18 protein-coding genes and 2 pseudogenes are annotated in these 24,840 nt (G+C 45.0%); 18 read left to right on the top strand and 2 right to left on the bottom strand.

Annotation, left to right across the window (positions count from 1 at the left end; translation table 11 throughout):
* Positions 1-146 precede the first annotated feature (146 nt).
* The 5 genes from NYE72_RS30285 (at position 147) to NYE72_RS30265 (ending at position 6,465) form a co-directional block, all read left to right on the top strand.
* Positions 147-1,550 carry a cytochrome ubiquinol oxidase subunit I gene (locus NYE72_RS30285; RefSeq protein WP_036677831.1) on the top strand — a complete coding sequence of 468 codons (1,404 nt, stop codon included), beginning with the start codon at positions 147-149 and terminating at the stop codon, positions 1,548-1,550.
* Complete coding sequence (gene cydB / locus NYE72_RS30280) at positions 1,537-2,553, top strand: cytochrome d ubiquinol oxidase subunit II (protein ID WP_038573947.1); 1,017 nt, start codon at positions 1,537-1,539, stop codon at positions 2,551-2,553. The genes NYE72_RS30285 and cydB overlap by 14 nt, the downstream gene beginning before the upstream one ends.
* Positions 2,553-4,319 (top strand): thiol reductant ABC exporter subunit CydD, encoded by a 1,767-nt coding sequence (gene cydD, locus NYE72_RS30275; RefSeq protein ID WP_339211042.1) that lies wholly within the window; start codon positions 2,553-2,555, stop codon positions 4,317-4,319. The genes cydB and cydD overlap by 1 nt, the downstream gene beginning before the upstream one ends.
* Complete coding sequence (cydC, locus tag NYE72_RS30270; protein ID WP_339211040.1) at positions 4,316-6,067, top strand: thiol reductant ABC exporter subunit CydC; 1,752 nt, start codon at positions 4,316-4,318, stop codon at positions 6,065-6,067. Before cydD ends, cydC begins: the two co-directional genes overlap by 4 nt.
* A 230-nt stretch (positions 6,068-6,297) precedes the next feature.
* On the top strand, positions 6,298-6,465 hold the full coding sequence (locus tag NYE72_RS30265; protein ID WP_063829780.1) for a CxxH/CxxC protein: 168 nt from the start codon (positions 6,298-6,300) through the stop codon (positions 6,463-6,465).
* A gap of 98 nt (positions 6,466-6,563) precedes the next feature.
* Here NYE72_RS30265 and NYE72_RS30260 read toward each other — a convergent pair whose 3' ends face one another.
* Positions 6,564-7,976: an MFS transporter gene (locus tag NYE72_RS30260; protein ID WP_339211038.1), complete on the bottom strand. Its 1,413-nt coding sequence runs from the start codon at positions 7,974-7,976 to the stop codon at positions 6,564-6,566.
* Positions 7,977-8,118: 142 nt separating this feature from the next.
* Here NYE72_RS30260 and NYE72_RS30255 point away from each other — a divergent pair, with 142 nt between their 5' ends.
* The 12 genes and pseudogenes from NYE72_RS30255 to NYE72_RS30200 all read left to right on the top strand — a co-directional run bounded on the left by NYE72_RS30255 (position 8,119) and on the right by NYE72_RS30200 (position 20,913).
* Positions 8,119-8,469: a helix-turn-helix transcriptional regulator gene (locus NYE72_RS30255; RefSeq protein WP_038573939.1), complete on the top strand. Its 351-nt coding sequence runs from the start codon at positions 8,119-8,121 to the stop codon at positions 8,467-8,469.
* Positions 8,470-8,726: 257 nt separating this feature from the next.
* Positions 8,727-9,206 (top strand): 23S rRNA (pseudouridine(1915)-N(3))-methyltransferase RlmH, encoded by a 480-nt coding sequence (gene rlmH / locus NYE72_RS30250; protein ID WP_036677839.1) that lies wholly within the window; start codon positions 8,727-8,729, stop codon positions 9,204-9,206.
* Between the two features lie 745 nt (positions 9,207-9,951).
* Positions 9,952-12,195, top strand: a complete 2,244-nt coding sequence (locus NYE72_RS30245; RefSeq protein WP_076099773.1) for a U32 family peptidase — start codon at positions 9,952-9,954, stop codon at positions 12,193-12,195.
* Between the two features lie 95 nt (positions 12,196-12,290).
* Positions 12,291-12,437: pseudogene (locus tag NYE72_RS30240) on the top strand (DNA-binding response regulator); the annotation flags it as partial.
* Positions 12,434-13,273: pseudogene (locus NYE72_RS30235) on the top strand (HAMP domain-containing sensor histidine kinase); the annotation flags it as partial. The pseudogenes NYE72_RS30240 and NYE72_RS30235, both read left to right, overlap by 4 nt.
* 101 nt (positions 13,274-13,374) lie before the next feature.
* Positions 13,375-14,313 (top strand): VanZ family protein, encoded by a 939-nt coding sequence (locus NYE72_RS30230; protein ID WP_038573933.1) that lies wholly within the window; start codon positions 13,375-13,377, stop codon positions 14,311-14,313.
* Between the two features lie 24 nt (positions 14,314-14,337).
* On the top strand, positions 14,338-15,021 hold the full coding sequence (locus tag NYE72_RS30225; protein ID WP_339211036.1) for an ABC transporter ATP-binding protein: 684 nt from the start codon (positions 14,338-14,340) through the stop codon (positions 15,019-15,021).
* On the top strand, positions 15,018-17,609 hold the full coding sequence (locus tag NYE72_RS30220) for an FtsX-like permease family protein (protein ID WP_038573929.1): 2,592 nt from the start codon (positions 15,018-15,020) through the stop codon (positions 17,607-17,609). The genes NYE72_RS30225 and NYE72_RS30220 overlap by 4 nt, the downstream gene beginning before the upstream one ends.
* A gap of 51 nt (positions 17,610-17,660) precedes the next feature.
* Positions 17,661-18,581 carry a YafY family protein gene (locus NYE72_RS30215; protein WP_038573927.1) on the top strand — a complete coding sequence of 307 codons (921 nt, stop codon included), beginning with the start codon at positions 17,661-17,663 and terminating at the stop codon, positions 18,579-18,581.
* Positions 18,582-18,675: 94 nt separating this feature from the next.
* Complete coding sequence (locus NYE72_RS30210) at positions 18,676-19,569, top strand: DUF2785 domain-containing protein (RefSeq protein ID WP_052097397.1); 894 nt, start codon at positions 18,676-18,678, stop codon at positions 19,567-19,569.
* 21 nt (positions 19,570-19,590) lie between these two features.
* Positions 19,591-20,259, top strand: coding sequence for a cyanophycinase (locus NYE72_RS30205; RefSeq protein ID WP_038573925.1), 669 nt, complete (start codon positions 19,591-19,593; stop codon positions 20,257-20,259).
* 327 nt (positions 20,260-20,586) lie between these two features.
* Positions 20,587-20,913, top strand: coding sequence for a hypothetical protein (locus tag NYE72_RS30200; RefSeq protein ID WP_038573923.1), 327 nt, complete (start codon positions 20,587-20,589; stop codon positions 20,911-20,913).
* A gap of 98 nt (positions 20,914-21,011) precedes the next feature.
* Here the strand turns inward: NYE72_RS30200 and NYE72_RS30195 are convergent, their stop codons facing one another.
* Positions 21,012-21,482 carry a pyridoxamine 5'-phosphate oxidase family protein gene (locus NYE72_RS30195; RefSeq protein WP_036682406.1) on the bottom strand — a complete coding sequence of 157 codons (471 nt, stop codon included), beginning with the start codon at positions 21,480-21,482 and terminating at the stop codon, positions 21,012-21,014.
* Between the two features lie 316 nt (positions 21,483-21,798).
* On the opposite strand from NYE72_RS30195, the gene NYE72_RS30190 reads away from it, so the two are divergent.
* Positions 21,799-24,687, top strand: a complete 2,889-nt coding sequence (locus NYE72_RS30190) for an S-layer homology domain-containing protein (RefSeq protein WP_038573921.1) — start codon at positions 21,799-21,801, stop codon at positions 24,685-24,687.
* The last annotated feature ends 153 nt before the right edge of the window (positions 24,688-24,840 follow it).

The raw sequence follows: 24,840 nt of genomic DNA, 5'->3' as shown, positions 1-24,840 counted from the left end.
TTTCTTTATGCTAAATTGTGATCTTTGTCACAAATCATTTGAATTTCACCGTTAAATGACTATCTTTATGTGACATTTATCACAAAAAGAAGCTTAAATTTTTGACAGAATATAATTAACGAAAAGGGGAGAAGGAAGGGACAAATATGGATACAGTAATGCTGTCGCGTATACAATTTGCGTCGACGACAATATTCCACTATTTCTTTGTACCGGTATCAATCGGACTAGCGCTCTTGATTGCAATCATGGAGACAATGTACGTTAGAAAAGGTAATGAAGAGTACAAAAAAATGGCGCAGTTCTGGGGAAAGCTATTCCTCATCAATTTTGCAGTAGGGGTAGTTACAGGGATATTGCAGGAATTTCAGTTCGGGATGAACTGGTCCGATTATTCACGTTTTGTGGGTGATGTATTCGGGGCTCCACTTGCAGTTGAGGCATTGGCAGCCTTTTTCCTGGAGTCTACTTTTATTGGGATATGGATATTCGGCTGGGATAAGGTATCCAAGCGAGTACATTTACTGTCCATCTGGCTGGTAGCATTCGGTACGATGTTATCTGCATTCTGGATTCTAGCGGCTAACTCTTTTATGCAGCATCCTGTGGGTTTTGAGATAAATAATGGACGTGCAGAAATGAATGATTTCTTCGCGCTTATTACGAACGGACAATTGCTGGTTGAATTCCCACATACAGTACTGGCTGCTTATGCAACAGGTGCTTTTCTTGTAACAGGTATTAGTGCTTATAAAATATTGAAGAAACAAGAGGTTTCTTTCTTTAAGAAGTCTTTTCAGATTGCAGCTATCGTAGGGATTATTTCTTCTATTGGTGTAGCTGTTGCTGGTCACGCCCAAGCGCAATATTTGGTTGAAACTCAACCAATGAAAATGGCAGCTTCCGAAGGACTGTGGGGTAAGAGTGGTGACCCGGCACCTTGGACCGTATGGGCAAACATTGATCCAGAGAATCAAATCAGTACTGGAGAATTTCAAATTCCTTATATGCTGAGTTTCCTTTCATACAGTAAATTTTCCGGTGAAGTTAAAGGTATGCTTGAGCTGCAAGCGGAGTATGAGCAAACCTATGGCCCCGGTGACTATATTCCACCTGTACGTACGACATTCTGGAGTTTCCGGATCATGGTTCTAGCAGGAACGTTAATGATTGTATTGGGAATGTACGCTATGTACTTAATGTGGCGCAAAAAAATGGACCGTCCGAACACTTGGTTTATGCGGTTCATGTTATGGGGCTTGTTGCTTCCTCCGATTGCGAATACAGCCGGTTGGGTTATGACCGAATTCGGGCGTCAGCCATGGACGGTATTCGGACTGATGACAACGGAAGACAGTGTGTCGCCTAATATTACAAGTGGTCAAGTTCTGTTCTCCGTGATTTCTTTTACAACGATTTATTTAATTCTAGGATTAGTGTTGGTCGGATTGTTTATTAAAGTGATTAAAAAAGGTCCTTATGCGATGGATAACGATCACGGCGATTCGAATGATCCATATAACGAGGAGGGTTCCCATGATATCTCTTAATGAATTGTGGTTTGTGCTGATTGCAGTTCTGTTTATAGGGTTCTTCTTCCTGGAGGGTTTCGATTTCGGCGTAGGGATGGAAACACAAATTCTCGCTAAAAATGATACAGAGCGCCGTGTTCTGATTAACTCGATCGGACCTTTCTGGGATGGGAATGAGGTATGGCTTATCACAGCTGCGGGTGCAATGTTTGCGGCTTTCCCGGAGTGGTATGCAACGCTGTTTAGTGGATTCTATATTCCTTTTGTATTTGCCTTATTAGCTCTGATAGCGCGTGGTGTCGCTTTTGAATTCAGAGGTAAACGTGATTCATTAGCTTGGAAAAGAACTTGGGATGCCTGTATCTTTATCGGCAGCTTCCTTCCACCATTCCTCTTGGCTGTAGTGTTTGCAAGCTTTATCAAAGGGTTGCCTATTGATGGGGATATGCAAATGTATGCAGGGTTCACAGATATCGTGAATGTGTACACTGTAGTAGCAGGGCTTACTGTTGTCCTTCTGTGCCTGGTGCATGGTCTCATGTTCACAACGCTGCGTACAGTGGGTGATCTACAGGCTCGCGCTCGCAAGTTGGCACAAAAATTGCTGATACCACTCGCAGCTTTATTTACTGCTTTTGTGATTATGACTTATAATATGACGGATATTTTCGAGCAACGTGGAACGGTTCTTATGATTATTGTAGCCCTGGGAGTTATCGCCTTTGTACTGTCCGGTTACTTCATGACGAAGAAGAAGGACGGCTACGCTTTTGGAATGACAGGAGCGGTAATGGCGCTTTCGGTAACTTCTATCTTTGTAGGATTGTTCCCGCGTGTTATGATTAGTTCAATTGATCAAGCTTTTAATTTGACGATCACTAATGCGGCTTCGGGCCATTACTCTTTGAAGGTAATGACGATTGTGGCACTGACCATCCTTCCGTTCGTATTGGGATATCAAATTTGGAGTTACTTTGTCTTTCATAAACGGGTTCACGAGAAGGAGCATCTTGAATACTAATGGATAAAAACTTGCTTGGGTATAAAGGAGTTAAGCCAGTCTTTCTGATTGTAGGCTTCCTTACCCTGGTGCAAAGCTTGTCCATACTTCTGCTGGCTAAATCGCTGGCAGAAGTCATCTCTGCGCTATTTGCGGGAGAACCTCTGAAGGAACAATGGGGCACTGCGCTATTGTTCCTTCTTGCATTTCTTGTGCGCCATGCTTGTGCTATGCTGATGAGCCGTGTCTCTTACCGCTTCGCGGAAGCAACGGGCAGCACTATGCGGAGGGAAATGATGGACAAGCTCTTCCAGCTTGGCCCTAGAATGGTGGGCGGGCGTGGAACCGGGGATCTTGTTACACTAGTGCTGGAAGGCGTAACTAAATTCCGCACGTATCTGGAAGCAATCATTCCTAGAATGGTAGGGATGTCTGTTACACCGGTCTTGGTGCTTATTTACGTCTTTACGATGGACACTACGAGCGGGATTATTCTTACGGTAACTATGCCGATTATTATTGTTTTTATGATTTTGATTGGGATGACGGCCCGTAAGCAAATGGATCGGCAGTTGAAATCATATCGCACATTATCTAATCATTTTGTAGACTCACTACGTGGGCTAGAAACATTAAAATTTCTAGGACGAAGTCGTAGTCATAGCGACAGCATTGCTACGGTCAGCGATCGTTATCGCTCGGCGACTATGCGTACGCTGCGAGTGGCCTTTTTGTCATCGTTCGCCCTGGATTTCTTCACTATGCTGTCTGTAGCATCTGTAGCGGTAAGTCTTGGTTTACGGCTTGTAAATGAACAGATGACATTGGTTACGGGCTTAACGATTCTAATCTTGGCTCCGGAATATTTCCTGCCTGTCAGATTGGTGGGTTCAGATTTCCATGCTACTTTGGATGGGAAAGAAGCCGCTGAAGCAATGAAGAGCATTATAGATCAAGATGAGGTGAAGGCTGAAGTAATCGGCCCTAACGGTAGTCTATCTGTCGGTTCTGCAGCAAAAACATCGGAACAAATATTCACTTGGCATGAGAATAGCGTGCTCACATTAAATGACGTTAGCGTGAAGTATGAGGAAGCAGGGCTTTCTTCGCTGGAAGCGCTGAACCTGCAATTTAAAGGAGCTAGCAAAATTGGGATTATCGGAGAGAGCGGGGCCGGTAAATCTACTTTAGTGGATATATTAGGGGGCTTCTTACACCCTACCTCAGGAAGTATCACGGTTAACAGTACAACGGTTAGTGCATTAACGGATGAGGCTTGGCGAAAACAGACCTCATATATCCCGCAGCGTCCGTATATTTTTAGCGGCACGTTAGCGGATAATATACGTTTTTATTACCCTGAGGCTTCTATGGAAGCTGTTGTCGCGGCAGTGAAAGCTACTGGTTTATCGGGGCTGGTGGATACACTTCCGCATGGCTTAGATGAGATGATTGGTGGCGGCGGCCGTTCGTTCAGCGGTGGCCAGGAGCAACGGGTGGCATTAGCCCGGGCACTGCTTAGCAGCCGTCCAATTATGCTTCTAGATGAGCCAACGGCGCATCTGGATATTGAAACGGAATATGAGTTGAAGGAGACGATGGTGCCCCTTTTTGAAGGAAAGCTGGTCTTTCTGGCTACCCATCGCCTGCACTGGATGCTAGATATGGACATTATTGTAGTAATGAAGCAAGGCCAAGTGGCAGAAATCGGTACCCATCAGGAGTTACTTGCCCGCAAGGGTGCGTATTATGAGTTGATTGGGTCGCAATTGGAGGGAATCCATTGAAACGTGAAGGATGGTTTGCTCCCTATGTATCGTCGTATTTTTGGCGTTTTGTGCTAATTATTGTGCTTGGGGCGTTGACGATATTTACAGCCTCTTCATTGATGTATACTTCAGGATTTCTGATCTCAAAAGCGTCTACACCGGTCGAAAATATCCTGATGATCTACGTGCCGATTGTTGGTGTACGTACGTTCGGAACAAGCCGAGCAGTCATTCACTACGTGGAACGGCTGATTGGGCATGACACCATTTTACGGATTCTTTCTAAAATGCGTGTGCGCCTGTACAATATTTTGGAGCCACAGGCCTTGTTCCTGTCTTCGCGTTTCCGTACTGGGGATATTCTCGGGATGTTAGCTGATGACATCGAATATTTGCAAAATGTATATCTGAGAACTGTATTTCCAAGTGTTATTGCTTTATTGATCTACGGGGTTGCGGTGATTGCGTTGGGCACCTTTGATATCGGTTTTGCGTTATTAATGGCTTTGTATATTTTGGTGTTGGTCGTGGTATTGCCGCTTATATCTTTGTTGTTCACCCAGAAACGTCAACGTGAAGTGAAGGTAGAGCGTAATCGCCTCTATCAAAAGCTGACTGACGCCGTTCTCGGTATGGGCGATTGGGTCATTAGTGGACGGCAAAGCCAGTTCGTGGAGACCTATGAAGCAGATGAGAAAAAAGTGGCCAAAACGGATGCAGCGCTGCGCAGCTGGGCGCGTCTACGTGCGTTCATCGGGCAAGCAGTTGTTGGAGTTGGCGTGCTTTCGATGTTATATTGGGCCGCCGGGGAGTATGCGGATGGTGCTATTGCAGGTACGTTGATTGCGGCGTTTGTATTGGTTGTTTTTCCTGTGGCAGATGCCTTTTTGCCAGTATCCGAAGCTGTGGAGAAAATCCCGCAGTACCGTAACTCGCTGGAGCGGTTGTCTGGAGTGGTTGGAGAAGAGCAGAATATAGTTTCCGAACAGGCATCTGTAGTCGATGTTCTACCTCAGGCCATAAAAAGTGCTCATATCCAGCTCGAAAATGTGGGTTACCGCTATGGATCAGAGGATAACTGGTCGGTTCGTGATCTCAGCCTCGACATCCCACAAGGCAAAAAAATTGCCATCATCGGCCGTAGTGGGGCAGGGAAATCGACGTTGTTAAAGGCTATTCAAGGGGTTATCCAACCTTCTGCAGGTTCGGCTATGATTAATGGAATCGCGGCGGCTGCCTATGGCGATAATATTCCTTCTATTATTGCGGTGCTAAATCAAAGCCCACACTTATTTGATACTACGGTAGCGAACAATATTCGCATGGGTGATCCGAAGGCTTCCGAACAAGCGATTAAAGAAGCTGGCGCATTAGCCAAAATGGATACGCTGATCTCCTCGTTACCAGAGGGATACAATACCTTTGTCCGTGAAGCGGGGCAACGTTTCTCCGGTGGAGAGCGTCAGCGGATAGCGTTAGCGCGTATTTTGCTGCAAAATACACCTGTCGTCATTCTTGACGAACCGACCGTAGGGCTGGACCCAAGCACGGAACGTAATCTTTTGCAGACGATGTTTGAAGCTATGGACGGTAAATCTCTGATCTGGGTAACGCATCATTTGGTTGGTGCGGAGCAGATGGATGAAGTGGTTTTTATGGAAAATGGCTCGGTAGAAATGCGTGGAACCCATGCGGAGCTGATGGAAAAAGAACCACGTTACCGCAGATTGTATGAGCTGGATCGTCCAGTGGAGTTTCTAGTGTAAGATGGAGAGTTTGTAGATAACATTTATAGAAATTAGAGAGATATTAGTGAAGAGATTCCTTTTGCCCGTTTGGGGTGAGAGGAATCTTTTTTTTCGGTAGGGCAAGAATATAGACAATGGATGAACAGATTGCTGGAATGGATAGATAGGAGTTCCATTTTCGTGGGAAGTATGGTAGAACAATAGAAGGAGTATAGGCCGCAGCGGCACAGAAAGGGATGCTTGGTTGAATGTATGTAGTATGTAAAGAACATGTAGAGTTAGCCATCGACAAATTTGTGGACGAGTATGAGGATGCACCTGATATTGTGGACTTGAAGGAGACCGAGTTCTCGGACTGGGACCCGCCGGCCAAATGTGCGGAATGTGAGAAGAATGCGGAATATTTAGTGGTCTAAAGGACTGTTAAAATTTATTAAAAACACCTTGCAGTCCCGGAAATGGGCCGCAGGGTGTTTTTTTGCATGAAATAATATATGTGTTAGCCGATTAGGTCTTATGCATCTGCTGCATCTACTATGTCGGTCAGCGAGCTACTTCGGTTGCCTCGGCGGTAGAGAATAGCTGAGATGATGGCGATCAATGCTGCAATAGAGAGTCCCCAGTAGATATTGGAGTAGGCTGCAGAAAGCGGCAGTCCGCGCTGCCATTCTAGTGCGCTCGCGGCCATAGCCACGCTGAAGGCGCCGCTGAAGAATTGCAGCAGCTGGAACAGGCCCATCCCGGAGCCAATTTGTGAAGAAGGCAGAATCCGAGAAATTTCATTGGATACACTACTGGACAGTGTCGTGAAGGCCAGACTCATAATCATATAGATGAACATGACGGCAATCCATGACCGCCCAGCAAAGAAAGCGAATAGGATGGTAGCGGTCAATACGAGCAATGGTGCAAAACGCAAAATCTCCGCATTGCCATAACGGTCAATGATTCGCCCGACGGAGCGGGAGACAAAGATGGCGAGCAGCGAACCCGGAAAGATCACAAGCCCGGCATGGCTTGCGCTGAAGCCGAAACGGTGAGTCAGAATCTGCGGCAGCAGGAATAACGTGGCAAAGCTGCATAGGTAGGAGGCAACTCCGATCAGAGCCAACACGAGATATGAGCGGTTACGGAAAAGCTCCGGCATCACGAATGGATCAGGTGTGCTGCGGATACGGCCAACAAATAAAGCAATGGCGACAATTCCGGCGATCAAGGCAATCCACAACCCGCTGGTCAGGAACAGCAGCAGCCCGGTCGTGCCGACGCCCAAGAACAGCCCGCCAAGTACATCAAAGGAGCCACGGGTGGGTACTTCTTTGGGCAGCAGGATAAGGAACAGCGGCACTAGAAGCAGAATAGCTGCCGTTACAGAGAATAGCCAAATCCAGCCGAGATATTCGACGATGGCTCCGCCCGCGACCGGCCCAAGCCCTAGACCCAGCGAGACGGCTGACATAATTGTCGCCATTGCTTTGCCGCGGCGGGCTTGCGGGATATAGCGGGTAAACAGGACAAGCGACAAGGACATTACTGCGCCCGCGCCTGAGGCCTGGAGAATGCGTACGATAAGCAGGAAGATAAAGTTAGTGCTGAAAAAGCCGGCAACAGCCGCGAGGCCCAGCGTCAACAAGCCTATAACCAACAGACGGCGAATCGGCAGAAAATCAGAAAGCCGGCTGTACGTGATTGAGGCAATCGAGAACATAATGGAATACCCGGTGACAATCCAAGAAGCGGACGCAGCCGTAATCCCGAAGGCTTCGGTCACATCAGGCAGCGCCAGATTGAACATAGCCGTATTCATGATGACGAGAACCACAGCGACACTGAACAGCAGGGTCAGCAGGCCTTCTCGTGGAAGAGGCGCTTCCGGAACGGAGGCTTCATGATCCGCATTCGCGGAGAGGTTATTTACAGAAGTCATGTGCGAAGCACTCCTTTTATTATTGTTTAATAGTTCGATTACTTACGAACAATTGAAATATAGCATGCGTTGATATAAAATGCAATTAGGAACACCAATATTTTTTTCGCATTCATCGTACGACAAAAGGGGATAATCATCCGTGAAAATACTATTTCATCCGGACCGCAAGGACATTCAGCTTGCCTCCGTATTGTATGCACTCAGCGATCCGATTCGCTTACATATCGTATCGGATATTCACTTAAATGGAGAACAGGCTTGCAACGGCTTCAACGTCCCGATCGCAAAATCCACTATGTCTCACCATGCCCGTACTTTGCGCGAGTCAGGAGTTGTTTTTACACGAGTTCAAGGAACACAGCGCATGTTGTCCCTGCGGACTGAGGATCTTAATGCACGTTTCCCAGGCTTGCTGGACTCTATATTGAGCGCTTATGAAGCTGGGGGGAAACCGGATTTAGTGATGGAGGAGCAGGAAGAAAGTAAGTAGGGATGGATTGAACCTGCTGAGGACGAGGAATACATGAAATTCTAGATTCAGGCAATCTAGGAATACGTGGGATCAGGAGATCCATAGATTGCATGAAAAATAGGACATTTAGGGACTGCGCAAGAGTAGGCCGTTTTAATTGTCGTTTCTTTTCCACCAAATATGTGATAGAACAGAAGGTACTTACTAAAACTACAAGGGACGCCCAGTGCGCGTCCTTTTGCTATTTCTATAGAGGATTATGACAGGAGGCACTTATGCTTATTCAAATTATTGGCGTAGGAAAATTGAAGGAAAAGTACTTGATCGATGGCATCGCGGAGTATGCAAAACGGCTGACACCATACCTGAAGTTTCAGGTCATTGAGGTGGCAGATGAAAAAGCACCCGATTCTCTAAGCGAAGCAGAGGTCGTGCAGGTAAAGGGACGCGAGGGCGAACGCATCCTCGCGCAGATTAAGAGCGAGGCGCATGTCATTGCGCTCGCGATCGACGGCAAGCTGTGGAGCTCGGAAGAGCTTGCCGCAGAAATTGACCGGCTCGGCACCTACGGGACGAGCCATGTCGTGTTCGTCATCGGAGGGAGCCACGGGCTCTCCGACGAGGTCATGCGCCGCGCGCAGCAACGCATGAGCTTCGGGCGCATGACGCTGCCTCATCAGCTCATGCGCCTGGTGCTGGTGGAGCAGGTGTATCGCGCGGTGAAGATCAATCGGGGGGAACCTTATCACAAATAGTGGTAAAGCGGAGAACAGAACTCAATATTAGTTTAAATGACTTGAACTGCACAGCATAACGGTTAAAGCCAATACAATTGAAATAACAAAAATGTAAAAAGAGCCTCCACTTCGATTTTAGTGGAGGCTCTTTTAAGGCTGCTAATCAATGCGCCAGATGCTCGCTCATACTTATGTAAAATTAAATGTTAGCTACTTGGCAATGATAGGCACCCATAATTCCTGCTCAGTTTTGGCTTCAGGAGCCAAATAATTCTCTATACAAGGATGATTGGCAAGCTCATATCCAAATTTAGGAAGCTGTTTTGTATGTAAGCGCTGCCAATAATTAATGTTATCGTTGGGGAAAACTGCAAATACAGATGGATGAAGAATTAGTTCTTCCATATCGTTCGGTATATTACCGTCATATCTAGACCCCATGAGGAGTGCAGTGTTTATGGTTACCTCAGCTGAGAGCGATATTCAGGATATTGTGGGTATGCTTCGTGACGCTAATGATGAGAAGATACGCGTGGCAAAAAATGTACTTAAAGAATTATTATGAGATACGTCCCTTAGAGCAAATGAGGTCATTTAAAACAAGCGCACAAGCCATTGACTTGTGCGTTTTGCTGCAGCTTAAGTATATTTCTTATTTTATGATTAATGGAAATAGTCTGAAGTTTGAGGCGTAACAAAAAATATCTTTAATAAAGAATTTCGCTTTAACTAGCGTACAATTTATGGGTCATAGGAGGAAAAAATGTCTGAATTATTAGCTCCAGCAGGAAATATGGAAGCTTTAAAAGCTGCAATATCTAATGGTTGTGATGCAATATACTTAGGAATGCAAAAATTTGGTGCACGTGCATACTCGTCTAATTTTGATTTAGAAACGTTAAAAGAGGCTGTTACGTATGCGCACCTGAGGAACGTTAAAATCTATGTTGCAATGAATACCATCGTTTTTGAAAACGAAGTTGAAGAGATGAAAGAGCAGATACACGAATTAAATAAAATCGGTGTTGATGGCATTATCGTCCAGGACCTGATTGCTTTTGATTATATCGTTAAAAACTTTGTTGATATGGAAGCACATTGTTCAACTCAAATGGGAATAGACGATCTAGATGGAACTTTATTATTTAAAGAACTTGGTGCTAAAAGAGTTGTTCTGTCCCGTGAGGTCAAGATTGAAAAAGTAAAAGAGATCAAAAGAATAGCTGAAATCCCTTTAGAAATTTTCGTTCACGGTGCTTTATGTGTATCTTATTCGGGAAATTGTCTAATGTCAGGATTGCTCGGCAATCGATGCGCAAATCGCGGAAGATGTGTGGGTTCATGCCGTAAGGAGTATGAACTAATCGATAAGACAACAGATACATCTTTAGGGAAAAGCTATATTCTATCTACTAAGGACTTAAACACCATCGATTATATCCATGATTTAAAAGAAATCGATTCTTTAAAAATAGAAGGCCGAATGAAGGCGCCTACGTATGTTGCTAATGTTGTATCCAAATACCGCAAGGCCTTAGATCATAAAATAACCGAAGAAGACAAAGAAAATCTGAAAAAAACATTCAATAGAACATTTACTAAAGGGTATTTGTTTCACGAAGACAGGAGAAATATTACAAACATCTTAAAACCTAATAACTTTGGTTATGAAATTGGAACAATCAGCGGGATTGTTAAAGACATGTATGAAATAACACTTACACGTCCTTTAAATCAGAACGATACCATTCGAATCAGTCACAACAATGAAGATGTTAATTTAACGGTTGCCAAACTGTACGATAAAGATGGCGAATTAATCAACAAAGCAGAGGATGTCTGCTATATCAAAATCAAAGAAAAGATGTCTAAGGGAGATTTAGTATATAAAACGAAGGATTATTTCTATAACAAAGAATTAGAAGCATCACTGGAAAAAGAATTTAAGCGGTTTGACCTCGATATTAGAGTATATGCATGTCCAGATTCAAAGCTTTTCATAGATGCGGAAGGCTTAGGCTTTAATTATTCCTATGAAAGCGAGGAAATACTGGGCGAAGCCATTAATAATCCAACAACAAAAGACCAGGTAATCAAGCAATTCTCAAGATTAAATGATACGATATTCGAACTTAATCATGTCGAGTATGAGGAATGCAATGCATTTATTCCAGCTAAACTGTTAAATGCAGCAAGAAGAGATATTGTACTGGGCTTGTATGACTTAAAGCTTAACAGCCAGCAGAAAAGAACCAAGGCTTTGGAAGCAAAAGAAAAAATAAGCTTTGCCCCTGGAAAACCATACCTTACGGCCTCTGTAACGACTAAGGAACAGTACGATGCTTGCGTGAGCTGTGGAATTAAGGAAATCTATTACGAAAATGTGGTTAGAAGAAATCAGAATGATTATAAGGAACAAGAAGGACAGCTACTAATTGGAGGATATGGGGGGATTAATCACTATAGAGAAACAAACCCGTTTGTTACGGACTATTCTCTAAATGTTATTAATGCCACTAGTTGCTATGAATTATATAAATTAGGTGCAAAGCGAGTCACTTTATCTTATGAATTGAATAAGGGCCAAATTGAAGATTTAATGAATGCCTATGTTAAAGAAAATGACGGCTATCCTGCACTGGAAATGATTGTATATGGCAGGGCTCCTTTGATGTTTACGAAATATTGTCCGATGAAAAAAATGAATCAATGCAGAATTTGCAAAACGAAGAGCTATGAGTTAAAAGATGAGCACGGAACGTTCCCTATCATTTCCCATGATGATTGTACAACGACTCTCCTTAACGGGAAGACGCTTAATCTTTTAGATGAGCTACAAGATATCCAAGGAATTGAGGCGCTCAGATTAAACTTCACAGTTGAATCAAAAGAGCAGGTTGTGAAAGTCATTAATATGGCGTCAGGCAAATTAAATGGCTCAATGAATCATGCTGTCTTTAATCAGGAAACAGACACAAGAGGGCATTATAATAAAGAGATTGTGTAGTCGTTGAATTCATTAAATGTTCTAAAATCTTGGGGAATACTATAAGTAAATCCGAGACAGGTGCAATTCAATCCAATCATAAGGATGAACTTCAGATGAAAATATTATTAGTTGAAGATGATAAGACGATCGCGTCGGGACTGGAATATTCGCTGCAGCAAGAGGTTTATTGGACTGTTCTCTGCCATAATGCCGCTTCAGCCCGAAAGGTGCTCGCCGAAGACATCGATCAGTTCACTATTACGAGCTAGAGAAGCTGTCCATCTATTTACGGGAGATTAGCAGCGGCCAGGCCTCCCTTGACCCTCGCGATAATCAAGAAGGTGAGCTTAGCATCTTAAAGAATGATATTTACAAGGTGACACGCATGCTCTCCGAGCATCGTTCTCTATTGCAGCAGGATAAGCTTCAACTGACCGATGCCATCTCCGATATTTCACATCAACTCAAAACACCGATCACCTCTATGACAGTCATGGCAGATCTGTTAAGCGCCCCTGATCTGCCTCCACTCAAAAGAACGAAGTTCACCCATCATATTCGCATTCAACTTGAACGGATCGATTGGCTTGTTTCATCTTTATTAAAGCTAGCGAAAATGGATGCGGGAACTATCCCGTTCAAAAAAGATCGAATACACATGAAAACCCTAATCCAAAATGCACTGGATCCGGTTATGATTCCGATGGATATTAAGGGACAGACCGTTTCCATCACAGGGGATGACAACGTCTCTTTTGACGGCGATTTCCATTGGACTGCTGAAGCGGTTATCAATATTTTGAAGAATGGAGTGGAGCATACACCTGAGGGCGGTGCGATTACCATCACATTTTCCGACAACGTGCTATTTACGGAAATCGTTATTGCTGACAACGGAGAGGGCATTCCGAAAGAGGATTTGCCTTATATATTCAAACGTTTTTATAAAGGGAAGAATGCTAATGAAGGAAGCATCGGTATAGGGCTTGCGATGGCTCACAGCATCATTGCAAGCCAGAACGGCGTGATTGATGTAACGAGCGACAGCGGGACTGGTACAGAGTTTCGGATCAAATTTTATAAGCATGTGATTTAACAGCACTCCATAAGTGACTAAACTGTCACCTCCAATGTCACTGTAAAGTCATTTTGGACAGATAAAATGATATTCATCAGATGAACGATGGAGGTACAACCATGCAAATGAAGCAGCAGCGCAAGATTACTTTTTTTATCACCATAGGCTACACCCTGATTATTCTTTATTTTATGTTTTTTGCTTTCGGCAGAGCGGATAAGGTAGATCTAACCAGTCAGTACACCTTTATTTTTTTGCCGGACGATTTTTTTAGGGTGCCGGGTCTTTCCGATCTTCTACATCCGACACTGATGGACTTGGTGGGTATTGGAAACATTGCAGCCTTCATACCTTTTGGCATACTGTTTCCGTTGTTATACCGCACCAGCTTTGTTCGCTTCATGACAGGGTTTATCCTGTCCATTCTTGTGGTGGAGACCATCCAGGCACTAACATTCCTCGGCAGCTTTGACACGAACGACGTCATAAAGAACTCATTGGGCGCTGCTATTGGATTCGGGGCGTACAAGATTGGCTTCCGTACAAAAAACTACTGGAGAAATATCACTGCTACGGGAATTGCCAGTGCTGTCTTAATGCTCGGCGTGTGGGGGGTCTTAGGAGTAGCTGATCAAGTGTTCACCAAAGAGTTGGCCCCTTTTGTAGCGATAAACGAATGGGAAGATAGTACCGGAAATCGATTAACGGGAACCAAACAGAACAGTCTTAAGATTGGCGGTCAAGACGTGACACCCCAATATAATGTGTATGGCATCGAAGGTAAAAAGAAGGAAACATATACGTATTCGCTAGGTAATAAGGGAGATCTGTATCTTAGCTTGAATTATGGAATTCCTGATCATAAGGATTTTCAGGGCAGCATTAAGGTTACCGTTGACGGGCATGAGCTCCTGTCTGTATCTGCAGAAGATCAGCTCCATGAGCCGGATATGAGGATCCTTTATCTCACCGGGGCTAATGAGCTTAAGATAACCATTGAGGGGAATGAAACCCTTTGGGATGTTGGATATAGAGAGATGGTATATACCTGGAATTGAGCATCTAGGGAAGGAGGGATGACAATGGAGATTTTAACAATTGAAAATTTGTCCGAAATATACGGCACAGGCGAATCGGCGGTGAAGGCGCTTGATGATGTTTCCTTTTCGGTCCAAAAAGGTGAATTCGTCGCAATTATCGGACCTTCCGGATCGGGGAAATCGACACTCCTTCATATGCTGGGCGGTGTGGATCGACCGACTGGCGGGAAAGGGTATGTTCAGGATACGGATACGTATACCTTGGACGAAACGCAGCTGGCCATCTTCAGACGCAGGCAAATCGGGCTGATCTACCAGTTTTTCAATCTGATTCCCGTCCTGACGGTGGAAGAGAATATTACGCTGCCGCTCTTGCTGGATCAACAAAAGGTAGATCAAAAGCAATTGGCTGATCTTGTGAATACGTTGAATTTGCAGCATCGATTAAACCATCTGCCGAATCAGCTATCCGGTGGACAGCAGCAGCGTGTCTCGATTGGCAGGGCGATCATCGGCAATCCTGCGATCATGCTGGCCGACGAACCCACCGGGAATCTGGACAGCAGGAATAGCATTGAGATCGTCGTTTTATTGAAAATGCTGAATAAGACCTATCATCAGACACTGATCGTAATCACGCATGACGAACGGATCGCCCTGCAAGCCGACAGAATCATTTCGATTGAAGATGGGAGGATTGCCAAAAACGAGGTGATAAGGCGATGAATATTGTCAATACATTAACCATCCGGCATCTGAAGCAGAACAAGAGACGAACACTTGTGACTATTTTTGGCGTAATTATTTCGGTATCCATGATGACCGCTGTCATTACGCTTATTTTTTCCTTTGCGGATTTAATGATCAGACAAACTATCACAGATACAGGGGAGTGGCATATTCAGTATCAAGATATAACCAAGAAACAGCTTGCGGCGATACAGGGCGATGATGCAACCAAAACGGTTGCAATCACAAGAGACCTTGGGTATGCCCCATTAGAAGGGGGACAAAATTCCAATAAGCCGTACTTGTTCATTAAGGAATATGATGTGCAAGGGTTCACACAATTTCAGATTGAAATAAGCAAGGGGCGCCTTCCGCACACGGACAAGGAGGTTGTGATCTCCGAGTCTGTTGCAACAAATGGCAAAGTGAAGTACGAAATCGGCGACCGTCTAACGCTTCGCGTCGGCGACCGATTCGAACAAGGGGGCGATCATCCCCTGGATCAGACGGAACCGCTGCGCAGGAAAGACGGCACATTAACCGAGACATTACAGCATAGCATAATTAGGGATTATACGGTGGTAGGCTTCATTAAACATCCGGTGTCGGAAACGGCTTGGGCCCCGGCTTATACGATCATTAGCTATGTCGATGATCATATCATCGGGGGGGACGATCGGGTCGATGCGTCGGTGGTCTTGCAGCGGGTCAATCCGTTCTTGTTCGCACATGCGGAGAAGCTGGCTGAGAAAAACCAAATTGACACTGTCCAATATAATGACGATTTGCTTCGTTATTATGGCTTGTCCAGCAGCGGGGCCTCATCCAGCATGATGTTCTCATTATCGGCAATCATTATAGGGACTATTATAATTGGCTCGGTTGGACTCATCTATAACGCTTTTGCGATATCCGTCTCGGAACGTTCCCGCCATTTAGGGATGCTCGCGAGCGTGGGGGCGACGAAAAGGCAGAAGCGAAATTCCGTATTTTTTGAAGGTATCGTCATTGGTTTGATCAGCATTCCCATTGGCATCTTATGCGGTCTTGCCGGAATCGGAATCGCCTTTTCGTTCATGAACACAATGATTGAAGGGGCATTATGGACTAGTGAAAAGCTGAGGCTTATCGTCACGCCGTTATTGCTCTTGATTACTTGTCTTGTTTCGATGCTGACGATTTTCGTTTCGGCGTATCTCCCGGCGGTTAAAGCATCCAGGGTATCTCCCGTGGACGCGATTCGCCAAACCACTGACGTAAAGCTTACGGCCAAAGCAGTGAAGACGTCGAAGATCATTCGTAAGCTCTTTGGAATCGAAGCAGAAATCGGGCTGAAAAACTTAAAAAGGAACAAACGAAGACATCATGTTATTCTTTTTTCGCTTGTCATCAGCATCGTTTTGTTTTTGACGATATCGTTTTTCACGACTGGCCTGACACAATCTCTGGCATTGTCGCTGGAAGGCATCAATTACGATATTGAAGTGTCGTCCAGTAATGGCGAAAGACTAGATGACCGGTTGATGCAATCGCTTGTATCTCTTGTTGGCGTCACGGAATACAACGTGAGTCATGAGTTAGTCGGGATCGCTTGGGTCGATGCAGCAAGCATCGCCGACGAGTTGCAAGAGAAGGTTAAGCAGGATAAGAGTATGCTGCAAGACGGGAAATACCCTTACGAAATTAAGCTATATGCAATGAATGATTCGAGCCTGCAAGCCTATGCCAGAGCGGTTGGCGCAGATTACGAACAGCTTACGGATCTGGATCATCCCGCCGCAATCGTGATGGATACGATTCATTACAAAGATATAGATACGGGGAAATATATTCAGACGAAGTCCATATATGCGAATATCGGACAACATATCGAGCTAACGAGTTTTATTAAAGCGAGCGGGGAAGAAACGAAGGCAAATAAAGTGATATTTGCCGCATTGACGGATAAGGCACCGATGGGGATGAGCCCGGTAGGCGTAGGCGGGTTAAATATGATCGTGTCGGAACGCGTCATGAATCGGCTGGCAGACGGCGAGGAGCTGGCTAACGCTTCGATGTACCTCCATTTGAAAAGCACGGAACCGGTGAAAACGCAGCAGGAAATTGAAGCGATGAATGAGACCAATCTGAATGTCTACAATGTATATCAATTCAGAATAAGAGAAGAACAACAGATTCTGCTGATGAAGGTCTTTTCTTACGGTTTTATCGTATTAATCTCTGCGATTTCTGTTGCGAACATCTTTAATACGATCTCAACAGGGCTGGCTCTTCGCAAACGGGAATTCGCGATGCTGAAATCCGTAGGCGCGACGCCAAAGGGGTTTGCAAAAATGCTGAACTATGAGAGTGTTTTTTATGGGGTCAAGTCGCTCTTGTATGGGCTTCCTGTCAGTTTCGCCGTGATGGTTCTGATCTATAAAGCATTTGCGAACAAATTCAGCTATGGGTTCACCCTGCCCTGGATGAGCATTCTGTCTGTCATTGTGTGTGTATTTGTCATTGTCAGCTCTGCGGTTGTTTATTCCGGAGCTAAAGTAAAAAAGGAGAATATTATTGATGCATTAAAGCAAGAGAGTATATGATTCACTTACTTCACCCAGAGGAGGAGACGTTACCCGACGTCACACACAATCATGCGAGTTGACCGATTGCTCTCCATGCTGCTTATCATCTCCGGTAAAGGTACGGTAACGGGCAAGGAGCTTGCCGAGCATTTCGAGGTATCCTTGCGGACGATCTACCGGGATATCGAAAAATTAGGAGAAGCCGGCATACCGGTTGCCTCGTCCAGCGGCAAGGGCGGAGGATACTATATTATGGACAGCTATAATATAAGCGGCCTCTTTTTAAACCGGGATGAAGCTCATACGTTTGTAGCTGTAATGAAGAATTTACATGGCTTGTTTGGCAGGAACGAAGCTTTTAATGACATTATGCTAAAGGTTGAGCATACCTATAAGCGGGAGCCCGAGAAGCACAAACTGACTCTGGATATGTCCCATTTCAGCATGGAGCAGGAAATTAAAGAATACATTGGGATCATAAGCAAGGCCATCACGGATAACAGGCTGCTGGTGTTCGACTATATCAACAGGGATATGGAATACCTGGAGCGAACGGTAGAGCCAAGCTGGATTGACTTTCGCCATGGAGATTGGTATGTGATAGGCTTTTGCCGGGTCAGAGGGGACTACCGCAGATTCAAGCTCGTGCGGATCAAGCAACTGAAGCAGGGACCGCCTTTTGTAAAAAGAGAGCTGCCCGATGACCGAATCGCCGAGGTCATTGAGCACAGCTATTCGCAGCGGGACATACAGGTTGTGCTCAGATTCACTTCACGAATTGGTGCGCAGCTTCCCGAGTATTTTCAGAAAGAGAAGATTAGCCGGGGTGAAGATGGTTTCTATCTCGTTTCGGATACATTTCCTTATGAGGAGGGCCTGCTGAAATTCATTCTAAGCTTCGGCAAGGAGTGCGAGCTGCTGGAGCCTCGTGAATTACGGGCGGAGCTGCAGCAATATATGCAAAATATGATTCTATCCTACAATGACTGACGCCCTGGTGTCAGTCATTGTGTTCTATAGTAGGGATATCGGCGGGAGAAATCCATAACGCCCGCTATAACTAGGCTAGGAGTGAACCGACTAAATGAAAGCCAGTATTTTGGACGATGATTTCAATGAATGGGGTACGGAGGACACACGAACAGAACTGATACGGAAGCTGCAAAGATTGGAGGAGGAACGCTATATCCTGCGTGAGGGAGAAAGGTTACAAGACTTTACCAATCTGATGCTGCGGCATATTGGCGATCCGGAATCGGAGCTCCGTGAGCAGATCTATTCCACTTTTCACATATGGCTGAAGCGCGATAATAAGTTCTCATGTGCGGAAATGCAGCATCTTTTGGCTGTCCTGATGGATGACCGGCATCTGTTCTATCAGATTGGAAGCGAAGATGACCATAGCGTACTCACCAGGGCGTTTGCGGTTCTGCCTATCGTTCTTATTGTACAGCGGCACAGGAATAATTCATTCTTGACTCCGGATGAGTTCCAGCATCTAAAGCATTCGCTGCTTCGCTACTACCAGGAGGAGAAGGACCTGCGCGGTTATCTGGCAGTTGAAGGCTGGGCGCATGCCGCGGCTCACGGGGCAGATGCCCTCGAGGAGCTGATCCGCTGTCCGGAAAGCGATAATGCAGTGCAGCGCGAGGTGCTGGGGGCGATTAAAGGGATGCTGCATAACGGTGTCCGGATATTTGACGAGGAGGAAGACGAGCGCATGGCCAGCATTGTGGATACGATGATTAGCGAAGCACTGCTTCCGCAGCAGGAGATTGCCGACTGGATTCATAGCTTGTCGCTGTGTACGGAATGGCCGGATACGCGCGCGCCGAGAATTGCCAGAGTAAACGGGAAAAATTTTGTGCGCAGCCTATATTTTAGAACGAGGGCCCACAATGACGGGAATAATCTTATTCTTAACGGCGCCATGCTGACGGCTGAAGCTAAATTGAACCACTTTAAAGAGGCTAATTAATACATATGGAGGTAATTAAGTTTGAGTACTTACTACTATTTCAGTTGGTTTAATCATTTTTTTCCAGAGAAGCTGGTCCATTGTTTGCATGAGGATATACAAGACAGACAATCGCTTGTTATGATTAGCGCTGACCCGTCTGGTTACACAGAAGAGCCAATTAACTTTGATGATATCTCTGAATGGACATGGCTGAATCAGGCTAACATTATTTTTGATGAATATCATTTCATTGATTACCGCATGCAGAAGGAGGATGCCCAGAGGTTCATTCAGAACGCTTCTGTCATTTTTTTATGCGGCGGGTATCCTGTTTTGCAGAAGGATTTTTTGGCGGATTATGAATTATCGGATGTTATTAAAAATAGCGATGCCGTTATACTGGGTGCCAGCGCCGGTGCGCTAAACATGTCTGCTCAATGGTTAAGCTTGAATGACACTGGTCATGAAGTTGAAACAAGTACGATTTATGAGGGGATTGGCTTTGATCATTTTGCCTATGAATCCCATTCTAAGCGTGGCTACACCACGTTTGTTCAAGGCTATCTGTTCCCCTTGTCTGAAGAGATCGATGTTTATGCGGCAGAACAGGAGAGCGCTATACGTGTAAAGGACGGCAAAATCGAAACAATGGGTCCTTTATATTTAATTTCCCGCTCAAAGATTCAAAAATTGGTTGAAACGCTCTAACTAGGGAGAGGGGCTACCGAAATGAAACGCTCAAATAATAATTAGTCACCTCTCAATATGGACCTGTATCCAGAGTATTCCGGTAAGCGGCGAAGAGATAAACTCTCTTCCGCCGCTATTTTTTTTAGATGAACATTATTTTCGCTCTATTTCTATTTCCCATTATTTAAGCTAAAGTTAAAGTTTTCTTTAAGTTTCAGATGAGGGTTAAGTTGCTATGCTAACATAAATGAAGATAACAATTGGATGCACAAGAGGCTGGACACTGTAATAGGGTGTCAGTCGTTTTTTTTCATGTAATTCATTTATTATAGAAATGTGTATAAAATGAAATTTATCTACATTGATCCATTTACACAAGAAGAAAAGCTAATCAATGAGGAAACCTATCGTTTCGGCGTACAATTCACGATTCCAAGTAAATCTGTCTGGGGATTAGGAGTGACTGGAATTGGATGGAAGGCGTTAGACGGGGCACCGGAAATTGATGAGTATGCTATGAACTTAGTACCGGCACAAAATGTGACTTATGAGCTTATCTTGCCTGACGAAGGAAGCGGAGAAGGCGGAGAGGGTGAAAATCCGGGATTTCCAGGTTTTCCGGGATTTCCGGGAAGTCAATTCCCAGGCCTTACGGGTTTTATAAAGTTCTAATGTAGTTGTTATCATTTAGTTGGTTCTTATGAAAAGGTTCATCGCGGCGGACTGCTGCGATGAACCTTTTTTGCTGACTGTTCTATCACATAGATCACTTAATTTGCCGTCTTATTGATAAAATCAATCTCATTTCTGATCCCTTTATGGGCGTCATTCCACAGGCCCTTTGTCAGGCGAATGCGCAGCAGACATGTGTTAGGGTCTTCGTCGTTATTGGCTTCGTTATACCAATCGGCGAATATAGTGCGCAACTTAGTCATCATCTCGGCGTTATTCTCGTCACATACCCAGCCCAGGTTCTCACCGATACCATCGGCCGTAAAGTTTTCGACGATGATACAAACGGCGACTTCGGGGTTCTGGGCGATCTGCCGCATTTTGCCTGAGGTCGCATAAGTGACGGTGTAGAACGCGCCGTCCTCATAATAGGCGTCCACTATGCGGGCGGCGGGACGGCTTATACCATTGGTCCCGGGTTCCAGCGCGATGGTAGACAGAGTAATCAGGCCGTCCTTGTTACCCACTTGTTCTTCCAGCAGCTTCATGGCTTCGTCGTACTTGCTCATTATACTACCTCCTAAAATGTCATAAGGTATACATTGTTAAGCTTATCATTGTAAAATATTGGTGCATGTGAAGAATAATACGATAAAAGATTAAATCGCCATCAATCCAAGCTTATACTCGATGGTCTTTTTTTTATGCCATTTAATCTCCAGTCTACAAATATATCTATTTTTTTTATGTAATAGACATTGTAAATTACCCTGGTCCTATTGTAGAATCAAGAAGTTGTCGAATAATGGTGTAAAATGCCATCCTTGGAACTCACTAGGACGACAGACTCATTGATATTTTTAGAGTAAGAAGGGGGAAGAAACAATGTTATTCCAAGCAGCACGCCGTAAACTCAGTCTGATGATTGTGTTTGCCCTATTAGTAAGCACTCTTACGCCACATATGGTGTTTGGTGAGGCCGCACAGTTCAAAGACATCACAGGCTCTTATGCGCAAAAGGAGATTCATTCATTAACTGAAGCAGGAATAATCTCAGGGTATGAAGATAACTCTTTTAAACCGAAAAAGGCTATGTCACGTGCCGAACTGGCGAAAATCATAGTCCTGTCGTTGGGTCTAGAAGCAAATGCTGATCAAGCCGCACCGTTTAAAGACGTTGCCGCGAACAGTTGGTATCGCGGTTATGTAGGTGCATTGGTAAAGGCAGGCATTACGGAGGGGACATCGGCGACCACCTTCAGTCCTAATGCAAATGTCACCCGTGAAGAGCTGGTCGTATTTTTCATCCGAGCTTTCGAATTGGATGAAACAGCGAAGAAGCTCCCGGTTGATAGCAAGCTGTCAGATATCTCAGAGGTGTCCGAATGGGCAAAAGCGCAAGTATCCCTTGCCTTTAAAAATGGTTTCATCAACGGGGTCCAAGGCAGTGACGGCACCCTGAAATTCAAACCCAAAGAGCATGCGGAGCGCCAAGCTCTGGCTCGTCTGGCTTATGAGTTCAAAACCAATAAGTCAGTATATGTCGAGAAATCCAAACAGCTTCTGGCTGAAGAGGTTAATAAGGGCAAGAGTCCTGAGGTAACACCGACTGCCACCCCGGCAACAACTGACCGCGGGACATCTGTGACAGCACCAGCGCCGGGAGCTTCAGGTCCGGGAACGCCAGCATCGGCAACCCCAGCACCGGCAACCCCAGCACCAGTGACACCAACACCAACACCAACACCAACATCGACACCGACACCGGCAACCCCGGCACCGGCAAATGCTCTCCAGGTTGTGGTGAAGGGGGAGAGTTCAGATGCCATTTATGTGGAAGAGCCAACAGAAGTTATATTCCGCTCATCGATTAATGCGGCAGGAACGGTAATCGCTAGTGTCTATCAAGTAGATGACAGCGGCAAAGTGATTTCCCAAATCATTTCGTTGTACGATGACGGTTTGGAAGCCCATGGAGACAGTCTTGAGGCAGACGGGCTGTACAGTGGCAAAGCAGTATTGACTGAAAGTACGGAGGGTTACATAAATCTGCAGGCGTTTGTGGGAGATGTGCCAAGCAGCACAGTTTTTAAATTATCTGTAATGAAGCATCTTACGGATGAACAGCTTGCACAAACGGAAATCATTGAAAATAATACACAGAGTAAGCTTGATCAACTGGCTACTTCATATGGTAATTTGCAAAAAGCAAAGGAAGAAACTGTGGCTTGGCTCCAAACCCAAGCAGAAGTAGAGCATGCTGGAATTTCGGGTGAAGGAGGAAGCATCTGGTATTTGCTGGACAACGGGATTCTAGGGGGGATATCCGCAGCTCCTGAGAATACAAAAGGGTTAAGCAGCACCGTAGAAGAGGCTGCGTCCAGTACTGCATTGGCGGCTGAGGCGCTAACGCAAAATGTGGAACAAACTGTAGCCACCATAGGAAGCCAGCGGGTTGCTGTAATTTCTCCGTTCTCCGGCACACTTCCATCTTCGACTGTTTATGACGCTGTATATCACAGCTTTGACCAGTCGAGTTACCCTTTCCTTGTGGAAAGAGTAAAGGACACCGCAGCGGGCGTGAATTTCTTTAAAGGACTGAATCAGTATGGCGTCGTGGTCTTGGATACCCACGGAGATACTTATTATGATGAAATAGTGCTACAGAAGCTCCATAATAAATACGGCATTGATTTCAAATACGCTGGACCGCAAGTCATGTTCCTGACAGGAGAAAAGGCAACGACAGAGAGCAAAAAGACCTATGAGTTGGACTTGAAAAAGGGAAGATTGGCTATTATATCCGGTTATTATGCTATTACACCGTCTTTTATTACACGGTACAACGATATGCTTCCTGATACCATCGTATATAATGGCAGCTGCCGCAGCGCGTACAACGATTCCATGGCAGATGCCTTCATCAACAATGGTGCTGGCACTTATTATGGATATACCGATTATGTAAAGCTTGCATATGATCAAGCTATTGCTAAATCCGTATTTACCGCTTTAAACGATGAGAACATGACAACCGAAAAAGCCTTTCAAGCAGCAGTGGCTGCCCATGGAGCAAACGATGGGTTGGCGGCATTCTTCATGAAAGGAAGCAGCATTGGCACTAAGACCGAAGGGGTCATCAACGGAACCTTTGAAAACGGAACTTGGACCGGCTGGAATGGAAACGGCGATGTTCGGGTGATCTCCAAGCTGGGACCGCTTAAACCGCCAGAGGGGAACTACATGGCTATTATCAGCACTGGCCTTGGGTATGAAAACAATGATCAAGGAGGATATGACTACAATTCAGATAGTTATATCGAGCAAAGTTTCATTGTTCCAGCGGGTGCAACAACCCTATCGTTTGATTACAATTTCATTTCTGAGGAGCCTAAGGAATTCGTTGGAAGCAAATTCAATGACACCTTCAGAGCAACGGTAACTTCCAGTGTATACATTAATACGGCTTCCCTCATTACTTCTCACATGAATGGCGGCAATACAGTGACGTCCAGTGTCTATGGCAATGATTCTGTTATTATCGGGGCTGAATCGATTAATGAATCCACGGCCTATTGGATTGAAGAGAACAAAGTAGCGATTGATTTCTACGGCGGGGATCATACAACATACATGACGAATTGGAAGCATGTACAATTTGATGTAAGCCAATTTGCCGGCAAGGGCTCCATTGTCCTTCGGTTCCATGTTTGGGATCAAGGAGATAGTATCTACGATACGGCAGTACTAATCGATAATGTAATATTAAAGTAATCAAAAAACGGCTGGATCAGGGGAACCTGACCAGCCGTTTCTTTTGGAAATAAGCTAATGGACTTGCGTCCGGATATGGATTCCAAATAAAATGTGCATATTGCACATAATTTGTGTTATACTTTATTATGTGCAATATGCACATAATATGGG

The organism is Paenibacillus sp. FSL L8-0333, from assembly GCF_037965665.1.
Taxonomy (GTDB): Bacteria; Bacillota; Bacilli; order Paenibacillales; family Paenibacillaceae; genus Paenibacillus_AQ; species Paenibacillus_AQ odorifer.
Note: the sequence above shows the minus strand (reverse complement) of the source record. Positions and strands in the feature narration are given on the sequence as shown.

Coding starts and splice junctions, on each gene's coding strand:
- rlmH (WP_036677839.1), top strand. CDS start 8,727: ATGCTTATTCAAATTATTGGCGTAGGAAAATTGAAGGAAAAGTACTTG.
- NYE72_RS30210 (WP_052097397.1), top strand. CDS start 18,676: ATGAAAGCCAGTATTTTGGACGATGATTTCAATGAATGGGGTACGGAG.
- NYE72_RS30265 (WP_063829780.1), top strand. CDS start 6,298: ATGTATGTAGTATGTAAAGAACATGTAGAGTTAGCCATCGACAAATTT.
- NYE72_RS30285 (WP_036677831.1), top strand. CDS start 147: ATGGATACAGTAATGCTGTCGCGTATACAATTTGCGTCGACGACAATA.
- NYE72_RS30220 (WP_038573929.1), top strand. CDS start 15,018: ATGAATATTGTCAATACATTAACCATCCGGCATCTGAAGCAGAACAAG.
- NYE72_RS30225 (WP_339211036.1), top strand. CDS start 14,338: ATGGAGATTTTAACAATTGAAAATTTGTCCGAAATATACGGCACAGGC.
- cydD (WP_339211042.1), top strand. CDS start 2,553: ATGGATAAAAACTTGCTTGGGTATAAAGGAGTTAAGCCAGTCTTTCTG.
- NYE72_RS30215 (WP_038573927.1), top strand. CDS start 17,661: ATGCGAGTTGACCGATTGCTCTCCATGCTGCTTATCATCTCCGGTAAA.
- NYE72_RS30245 (WP_076099773.1), top strand. CDS start 9,952: ATGTCTGAATTATTAGCTCCAGCAGGAAATATGGAAGCTTTAAAAGCT.
- NYE72_RS30260 (WP_339211038.1), bottom strand. CDS start 7,976: ATGACTTCTGTAAATAACCTCTCCGCGAATGCGGATCATGAAGCCTCC.
- NYE72_RS30200 (WP_038573923.1), top strand. CDS start 20,587: ATGAAATTTATCTACATTGATCCATTTACACAAGAAGAAAAGCTAATC.
- NYE72_RS30230 (WP_038573933.1), top strand. CDS start 13,375: ATGCAAATGAAGCAGCAGCGCAAGATTACTTTTTTTATCACCATAGGC.
- NYE72_RS30190 (WP_038573921.1), top strand. CDS start 21,799: ATGTTATTCCAAGCAGCACGCCGTAAACTCAGTCTGATGATTGTGTTT.
- NYE72_RS30195 (WP_036682406.1), bottom strand. CDS start 21,482: ATGAGCAAGTACGACGAAGCCATGAAGCTGCTGGAAGAACAAGTGGGT.
- cydB (WP_038573947.1), top strand. CDS start 1,537: ATGATATCTCTTAATGAATTGTGGTTTGTGCTGATTGCAGTTCTGTTT.